At 55.4% G+C, this 8,386-nt stretch carries 7 protein-coding genes and 1 pseudogene; 4 read left to right on the top strand and 4 right to left on the bottom strand.

Annotation, left to right across the window (positions count from 1 at the left end; genetic code table 11):
• Positions 1–401: 401 nt before the first annotated feature.
• Positions 402–877, top strand: a pseudogene (locus tag GOM71_RS24490) (alcohol dehydrogenase catalytic domain-containing protein); the annotation flags it as partial.
• A gap of 406 nt (positions 878–1,283) precedes the next feature.
• On the opposite strand, the gene GOM71_RS17930 reads toward GOM71_RS24490, so the two are convergent.
• The gene (locus GOM71_RS17930) at positions 1,284–2,045 is read right to left on the bottom strand and encodes a YheC/YheD family protein (protein WP_156283523.1); all 762 of its coding nucleotides are present in this window, start codon (positions 2,043–2,045) and stop codon (positions 1,284–1,286) included.
• A gap of 170 nt (positions 2,046–2,215) precedes the next feature.
• On the opposite strand from GOM71_RS17930, the gene GOM71_RS17925 reads away from it, so the two are divergent.
• From GOM71_RS17925 to GOM71_RS17915, 3 genes are read left to right on the top strand one after another with little or no spacing between them, the layout of a single operon-like run.
• Positions 2,216–3,526 (top strand): phenylacetate--CoA ligase family protein, encoded by a 1,311-nt coding sequence (locus tag GOM71_RS17925; RefSeq protein WP_156283521.1) that lies wholly within the window; start codon positions 2,216–2,218, stop codon positions 3,524–3,526.
• On the top strand, positions 3,523–4,509 hold the full coding sequence (gene sbnA / locus GOM71_RS17920) for a 2,3-diaminopropionate biosynthesis protein SbnA (protein ID WP_156283519.1): 987 nt from the start codon (positions 3,523–3,525) through the stop codon (positions 4,507–4,509). Before GOM71_RS17925 ends, sbnA begins: the two co-directional genes overlap by 4 nt.
• Before the next feature lie 5 nt (positions 4,510–4,514).
• Complete coding sequence (locus GOM71_RS17915) at positions 4,515–5,516, top strand: 2,3-diaminopropionate biosynthesis protein SbnB (protein ID WP_156283517.1); 1,002 nt, start codon at positions 4,515–4,517, stop codon at positions 5,514–5,516.
• A 75-nt stretch (positions 5,517–5,591) separates the two neighbouring features.
• Here GOM71_RS17915 and GOM71_RS17910 read toward each other — a convergent pair whose 3' ends face one another.
• The 3 genes from GOM71_RS17910 to GOM71_RS17900 are packed head-to-tail and all read right to left on the bottom strand — an operon-like array spanning position 5,592 to position 8,340.
• The gene (locus GOM71_RS17910; RefSeq protein WP_156283515.1) at positions 5,592–5,792 is read right to left on the bottom strand and encodes a twin-arginine translocase TatA/TatE family subunit; all 201 of its coding nucleotides are present in this window, start codon (positions 5,790–5,792) and stop codon (positions 5,592–5,594) included.
• 52 nt (positions 5,793–5,844) lie between these two features.
• Entirely contained in the window at positions 5,845–6,618 is a 774-nt protein-coding gene (gene tatC / locus GOM71_RS17905) for a twin-arginine translocase subunit TatC (protein ID WP_156283513.1), read from the bottom strand.
• Positions 6,619–8,340 carry a GMC family oxidoreductase gene (locus tag GOM71_RS17900; RefSeq protein WP_156283511.1) on the bottom strand — a complete coding sequence of 574 codons (1,722 nt, stop codon included), beginning with the start codon at positions 8,338–8,340 and terminating at the stop codon, positions 6,619–6,621. It lies immediately after the preceding gene.
• Positions 8,341–8,386 lie beyond the last annotated feature (46 nt).

The raw sequence follows: 8,386 nt of genomic DNA, 5'->3' as shown, positions 1-8,386 counted from the left end.
GTACATAAAGAGGCCTCTCTTTCTAGAATGGTTGGTGGTACTTCTATTCTAACAAGGAGATGGCTTCTTTTTGTTTGTATTTTAAGCAATTAATTGACAGGTTAATGGCAAACGGAACATTTAAATGTGCAGTTTGCTGTTTTACCCAAATAAAACAGGTGGGGGTATCCCATCGTCATTTAAATGACTTATGGGACACCCCCTTTTTTCTATGCCTGCAGGCTAAATTAGTCAGGCGAGCTGTCTCGTTTCGCTTTGCGGGGCCAGAGCGTGAAGCTGAAGCTGTACGCGAAATCGATAACGGTAATGATCGACCACCATTTGACGGCAGCAAGCAGCACCTCTGTTCTCGTAGCGTTGCCGATCCATGCAATCATGCCAAGCAGCAGAGCGCTGCCAATCAAATAAGCGATAAATATCCGCATATTCCGGGCATCGACCTTGCGGGAACGGTTGAGCGGTCGTCCGACTCGCGGTTTCGCGCAGGCGATCCGGTAATCGTCACGAGCTACGGTCTTGGCGTCTCCAGACACGGCGGCTTTAGCTAGCTGGCCCGCGTACCGGCCGCATGGGTCATGCCGCTGCCGAAAGGGCTGACGCTGCGGGAAGCGATGCTGATCGGAACAGCGGGTTTTACAGCAGCACTGTCTGTGCAGCGGCTGGAGGATAACGGGCTGGGCTAGGCATCGACTCGGTCGAGTGTCTGATGGAGACGCGGCTGCGCGTCTGGGAACGGCTCGCTTCCGATCTGAAGCCGCGCCATTTGGACGGCGGACTCGCCAACGAGATCCGATTGGAGCAGCTGCCTGGCGCCTTAGAGCAAATTCTCGAAGGCCAAGTCCGCGGTCGGACGATTGTTGCTATGCAGCGCGAGTAGGATTGATGCGGCAGTGGATAATTTGATTCGACGTTGACGTCCCTCCGCAATATCGCTGATCACTCGGATAAGCTGACCGGACGATCACTACCTTTTGATCGCATCAAATGAGATTGAATCTGGAAACCTGCAAAAGTACATTTTTTAAAGAGCCGAAATCACCGCAGGTGGGGGAACCTGCAAAAATACATTTTTTTTACCTCATACGCGCCACTTTTGGCCGAAGAGTACGAAAAGCCTGCACTTTTGCAGGTTTTTCGTGTTTTCTATCCTATGTATAGTTAAATAACTGCACATATGCAGGTTTGAAGCGGGTAAGCCGAAATTGCACGGAGAACGGCCAGCAAAGGTAGTCGTCAATTACGACTTCTTTGCTGGCCGTTCTGTTTGTATACCTAAGGCTGTATCAGTACTTGTTGGCGCGGCGGTAGCTTAAGATGCGTTTGTACATCGTTTTGTCTGCAAGCCTCGAGAAGGGGATCGCTTCCGGGCGAACATTCACTTCCAAGATCCATGGCTTAAGCTTGGCGTCCAAGGCGATGTCGAAGCCGAGCTCCTTCAAAAACGGATAGGACTGCTGCAAATGATAAGCGGACGATAAGCAAAGCTGGCGAAGCCGCTCCTTGGTTCCGGCTATGGACCGAATGCCTGAGTAAGCTTTCAACACCGTTTCGACGGTGTGGATTGACGCGCCCTGCGCTCCGTTCGTCACCGCCATTCCCGGTTTGGCGACGCGCGCAAGCATGCCGGTGACTTGCCATCTGCGGCTGCGGCGCAGCTGAGTGACGATGCGCAAATCAAATATTGCGCCGCGGAATCGGCGCAGCGAGATGCCGCGCTGAATCATGTAAGGCCTTTTGCCGATCCGTTTGGAAAGCAAGGCATGCAGCCCAGCAAGCGTTGAGCTCTTAACTATCGCAGCGCCGATCTGAGCTGAGTAATGGGCGCCGATTCGCATGACGCGCATAACGCCGTTGCCATGAGAGCCGCGAACGGGCTTTACGTAGACGATAGAATAGCGTGTAAGCATCGTATTCAGCGCTGACTTGCCATAGCGCTTTGCAGACGGAATGTAGCGCCGAATCGTTTTTTTTCGCGAAAGTATTTTCGTTTTACTCCATTTGCTGGATGCCTTTCGATACTGCTTTTTGGTCAGTATGCCGGTCATTTCGGTAGAGGCTCCCTCCTAGAGATGGCAGTTAGTAACCATGTTTTCATTACCATATGCTTGCCTTCGGCCAGGCGAACAGGATAGATGCGGAAGTGTAGCGCGGAGAGCGACGCATCGTAAACCGCCGGCATACGATGGAACAATGATGGGTGGACGGGGGAGAGAGCATGCGTATATCGGCAAAGGATGAAATGGTGCGTGCAAAAATGGAAGAGATGCGGCGGATGTATCCGTTTTACGACCAGCTGATTGATGGGTTGGAGGCGGCCGGGGATGGGGATGAAGTTCCTCTCCTGACGCAAGACCGAATGAACGAGTACTACATGCGCGGAGACGGCGCCAATCATCCGGAGTGGAATGTATACCGAACATCGGGAACAAGCGGCGGGAGGCGCAAATCGATCTATTACGATTGGATAGACGAGGAGGCGTACGTTGCACAGAAGGCCGCGCTTTTTGGCCGTCTGCTTGCTGATGGCGGGCGGGCAGCCGGCAATGGTAAACGAGTGTTAAGCGACATGGGGACAGGGCATGCGGAAGCTACCGCGAAGTCGGTTTTCGATCGGCTAGGCTATCAATGCGAGTCTGTGCCGTTCGGTTTGCCTGCCGCAGTGCATTTGCTCCGTTTCCAGCAGTTTAAGCCACAAGTGCTGTATACGATGCCGTCGCTGCTTGACGGGCTTTTTCGAGCGGCCCCTGCCGATTTCGCTTGGAATCTGGAGAAGGTCATACTCGTTGGCGAGCCTGCTCCGCCCGCGTGGCGCAAGCGCGCTGCAGAACGGCTGGGCATTTCGGAACGTTTCATCATGGACACCTATGGAAGCATTGAGATCGGGACAATTGCGTACTATGATCATTTGCTGGAGCGCTATGTGCTGCTCGATGGGCTTGCGGCGGAAGGCGTAAGTCCGGGTCAAGCGGGACTGGCGGATTTGGCGCTGCCGGAGGATGAAGCCATATTAGCATTGACGTCCTATCATCGGCGGCGGTTTCCCGCGCTTCGTTTCGTTACTTATGATGTCGTGCGGGATCTTCGATCGGAGACGGACGCGGACGGCAGAACGATTACGACCTTTGAGGCGATTGTAAAGCGGGTCGGCTCCGAGCTCAAGCACGGCGAAAAAATAAGCATTTACGATATCGAGAACGCCGTATTCAAACATATTGGCGAAGCTGAGGTGCGCGTTGCGGTCACTGGAAATCGGCTGGAGGTGCTTGTTTTTACGTCCGAGTCAGTGGACGGAGCAAAAGCGGCTGAAGTGCGGGCAGAGGTGCACAGCGCGATTCCCGAGATCGGCGCCATGATTCGCGGCGGGCTGCTGGAGGAGATGAAGATCGCATTTATCCATTCGACATCAGAGACGGACGCGGCAGCTAAGGATCAGAGTTTGCAGGGGGCAGTTCCAATCAAGCGGAAAAAGCTCTATTTGCAGAAAAAAGAAGAGAGCGGCAATCGTGAAGGAAGCGGTCAGCAATGACCGTCTATCCCGATATGCTGGCGACAGTCGGACGAACGCCTCTCGTACAATTGCAGCGGATGTTTAAAGGAGAATCGTTTCAAGTGTATGCGAAGCTGGAAATGCTCAACCCTGGCGGAAGCATTAAAGACCGGCCGGCTAAGGAGATGCTTCTGTCCGCTGTGCGTGATGGCGTCATCGGCCCCGGCTCCACGGTCGTTGAATCGAGCTCGGGCAATTTGGCGATTGGCTTGGCTCAGCTCTGCAATTTGCTTGGCTGCCGTTTTATTTGTGTTGTCGATCCGCGAACGACAGAAAGCAATCTGCGCATTTTGCGCGCTTACGGCGCGCGCATCGATATGGTCAGCAAGCCGGAACCGGAGACGGGCGAGTTTGTTCCCGCCAGACTGAATCGGGTACGCCGCTGGCTGCGCAAAATTCCGGGCGCTTTTTGGCCGAATCAATACGCCAATCCGCGCAATTCGCTTGCTCATCGGTTGTCGACGATGGCGGAGCTGGCTGCCGATTTGCCTCAGCTCGACTATTTGTTCTGCGGTGTCAGCACCTGCGGAACGCTGCGCGGCTGTCTGGATTTCGTTCAGATGAACGGGATGAAGACGAAGGTGGTGGCGGTCGACGCGGAAGGCAGCTTGATTTTTGGCAATGCCGGCGCCATTCGGCATTTGCCGGGGCTAGGCGCCGGCCGCCGGCCCGAGCTTTGCCCGGAGCAGGGCGTGCACAGCGTCGTTACGGTAAATGAACGGAATAGCATTATGGCCTGCCGCCGCCTCGTGCGAGAGGAAGCGATACTTGCCGGCGGCTCATCCGGCGGCGTGCTCGCGGCAGTGGAGCAGTTTCGGGAGCAGATCGAAGCCGGGGCGAAATGCGCTGTTATTTTGCCGGACAGGGGCGAGCGATATTTGGATACCGTTTACGATGACGAATGGGCAGCCAAAACGTACGGTTGCGATTTTGCGGAGACGCTGCGCCGGAAGGAGCGATGAGGCAGATGCGATATTTAAACGAAGCGGACTTGGAGCTTATTGGCGTCGATTGGGAAGCGCTCGTTCAAGTCATTCGGTCTGCGGCTGGGGCATACGCTGGAGGCGAATGCGCGCAGCCGATCAAGCCTTATTTGAAGTTTGGCGATGCGCGCAACCGGATCATCGCTATGCCTGCCTATGTCAGCCAGCCGCTGCGCACCGCAGGCCTTAAATGGATTGCGAGCTATCCCGGCAACATTGCGGCGGGGCTTCCGCGCGCGCACAGCGTCACTGTGCTGAACGATCCGGACAGCGGAGTTCCGACGGCGTTTATAAAAGGCAGCTATATTAGCGCGATTCGCACAGCTGCGGTCAGCGGAGCGCTGCTCGGCAGCCTGCTAGAAGCGAAGCTGCATCGAGAACGCGTTCCGCTTGAAGCGGCGATCATCGGCATGGGCCCGATCGGTCGAACACATGCGCGAATGCTGAACGCTTTGTTCGGCAGCGAGCGCATTTCCCGCATACGCGTTTACGATAATAGGGATATCGGCTGCAGCGACTGGCTTTCCGAAGATGAGGCGAGAGGCGACGGCGCCATCCCGATCGAACGCGTCGCTGCCTGGGAGGAGGCATACCGGAGCGCCGATATCGTATTCACTTGCACGGCTGCGCCGGAGCGTTATATTAATGAGCCGCCGAAGCCCGGCAGCATTCTTATGCATGTATCGCTGCGCGACTATACACCGGCTGCGCTTGAAGGAGCGGGAGCCGTCATCGTCGACAGCTGGGAGGAAGTTTGCCGCGCGGACACTGATATCGAGCGGCTTCATCAAGCGCGTCATTTGGAGGAGAAGCAGACGGTTGCGCTTGCGGATGCTTTAAAAAGGCCCGATTCAGCGCTTGCCGGTATGTCCGGCGACGGCTTCGTGCTGTTCGCGCCGATGGGGCTGGCGGTATTCGACGTCGCCATTGCGGCTTACTATGCCGCCGAAGCCGAACGCATGGGCATAGGCAAGCTGCTGGACTAGCGAAACGAGGCCGCGAGGTGAACAACAAACAAGGCGGGCAGGAAAGGTTCCTGCGCCGCCTTGTTTCAGTTGCGCTTATTTCAACAGCTGATCGTCCTGCTGCACTTGAACAGGCAACGGCTGCGGATCGTCGGCGATCCCTTTCGTCGAGTTGCGAAACTCGCGCAGCGTATCGCCGAAAGCCCGGCCAAGCTGCGGCAGCTTCGCCGGACCGAAAACGATGAGCGCGATCGCGAAAATAATAATCAGCCCGGATATGCCAATATTGTTGAACATCTTAAGGTCTCCTTTCTTATCGGATGCACGTACTGCTGTCCGTCGTCCCGTTCTATGACGGGTTCGGATTTGGCAGCGGACCGGCTCCTCCGCTTGTTCCGTCCGCAAGCTTCTTCCGTTTTCTAACGGTATACCGCCATGAGACGAACACGCTAATCTCGAACAACAGAATGAGCGGCACGGTGACGGACAGATGCGAGACGAAGTCGGGCGGAGAGATGCACGTGCCGACAACGGCGAGCGCAACATAAGCGTATTTGCGCACAAACTTCACGCGTCCCGGCGTCAAAATGCCGATCAGCGTCAGAAACAGCATGACGAGCGGCATTTCGAACGCGATACCCATCGGGAACAGGAAGCTGAACAGGAACGAGATAAAATGCTGCAGCCCGTACACTTCGTTGGCTCCGATCGCATGGTTGAGCTTGATCATGAAGCGAACCATCATCGGCAGCGCGACCGTGTAGCCGAACAGCACGCCGGTCAGAAACAGACAGGCGGAGGCGGGAACGAACCAGAGCGCGCCCTTTGCCTCTCGTTCTGTAAGGCCCGGCTTCGCGAATGCCCATAGATGATAAAGCAGAAACGGGAGCGTCACGGCAAAGCCGAACAGCATCGCTATTTTCATATAGACGAGCAGCCCGTCGGACAGGGCGAAGACGCTCCATTGCACGTTCAAGGATCCGAGGTTCGATTGGATAAAGCGCAGCAGGTACGGCGAAAAGTAAATGCCGAGGCACAGCGCTCCCAGAAACCAGGCGGCGACATAAATGAGCCGCTTGCGAAGCTCGGTCAGGTGAAGAATGACATCCTGCTGCATATCCATCTAGGCCAGCGATCCTCCTTTGTCCAAATATTTGAGGATGCCTTCCGAAGCGCGGTAAGCGAGCGCGCCGACCGTTGCCGTCGGATTGTAGCCGCTGTTATGCGCGAAGGCGGAGGCGCCGACGACGAACACATTTTCCGCATCCCACATTTGCAAATAATTGTTCACTGCCGAAGTCGAAGGGTCCTTGCCCATGACGACGCCGCCGGTATTGTGGGTAGATTGGTACGGCACGATGCTGTACTTGGAAATTTGGTTGCCTGTCTCGACAAAGCTCGGCTTCATCGCTTCGGCGATCGCTTTCGTTTTTTCCGCGATGTAAGTGACGAGCTTCTTGTCCTGATCCTCGAAATCGTAAGTCAGGCGAATAAGCGGATCGCCGTAAATATCTTTGTAGACGGGATCGAGATCGAGATAGTGATGCCGATACGGAAGATTCGCGCCCTGTATGCCGACGTTCAGCGTACGGTTCGCGTATTGGATCGACTTTTGCTTGAAATCGGCGCCCCAGGAAGGCGTGCCTTTCGGCGTCGGGTTGGTGGCGATCGGACGGTTGCCCGCCTGCGTTAGCCGAATGTTCGCTCCATGCAGAAAGTCAACGGAGCTATGATCGAAATTGTCGCCGTTGAATTCATCAATCGAGCTTCCAAGCGCGCCGGCTCCCATGAATGTATTGAATTCCTTCTCGTCGAAAAATGCGGTCGAGGAACCGCCGACAATTTGGTACGCGTAATTGCGCCCGATCACTCCGGTTCCGGCTGCCGGATCATACGGTTTGCCGAGCTTGGACATCAGCAGCAAACGGACGTTTGTGAATACATAGCCAGCTAAGATGACCAAGTCTGCTGGCTGCTCGAACTCTTCGCCGGTCGGCGTGTTGACATATACGACGCCGGTCGCTTTGCCGCCCGTATGAAGCACTCGGGTCACATTGGCGTGCGTGCGCACCTCCAGCTTGCCGGTTTTCTCCGCAACGGGAATGACGGTAACGACAGGATCGGCTTTGGAGCCGTATTCGCAGCCGAATCTTTCGCAGAACGCGCAATATTGGCATGCGCCGCGAGAGATGCCGTCCGGGTTCGTATAGTTTTCCGACAGGTTGGCGGAGGCGATCATGTACGGCTTATAGCCGAGCGACTTGGATGCTTCCTCGAACAGTTTTATTGCCGGCGTTTTTTTCATCGGCGCCGTCGGAAACGGCTTGGACATTTTGCCGATAAACTCGACGGTTTCCTGCTCGCCGGAAATGCCTGCCATTTGCTCGAATTGAGTGAAATACGGATCAAGCTCGTCGTACGTAATGCCCCAATCCTGCAAAATCATGCCCTCGGGAATTTTCTTCTTGCCATAGCGCTCGACCGTTTTGGAATAGATTTCGAAATCATACGGCAAAAAACGGTGGTACTGGCCGTTCCAATGAACGCCTGCTCCGCCTACGCCGTCGCCCATGAGGAAGGAGCCGTAAGTCCGCATCGGCAGCGAGCGGACCTTCTCGTTATGGCGGAAGGTAACAGTCTCTTTGGACAAATCCTGCATCAGTTCATAGCGCTGGGCATAGCGGAGTTCGTCATGAACGTGAAAATAGTCCTCGGTTTTGCGTGTCTTCCCGCGTTCAAGGGCGACGACCTTATGGCCTGCTTTCGTCAACTCAGCGGCAATGATGCCGCCCATCCAGCCTAGACCGACGATTACGATTGGCACTTTAGGCAATTTCGTTGCCATATCTGATCCTCCTTAAAGTTTTGCGAAGCAAAACTCGCTTCGAAAG

The organism is Paenibacillus sp. NEAU-GSW1 (assembly GCF_009737085.1).
GTDB lineage: Bacteria > Bacillota > Bacilli > Paenibacillales > Paenibacillaceae > Pristimantibacillus.
This window is presented reverse-complemented; position numbering and strand designations above follow the sequence as displayed.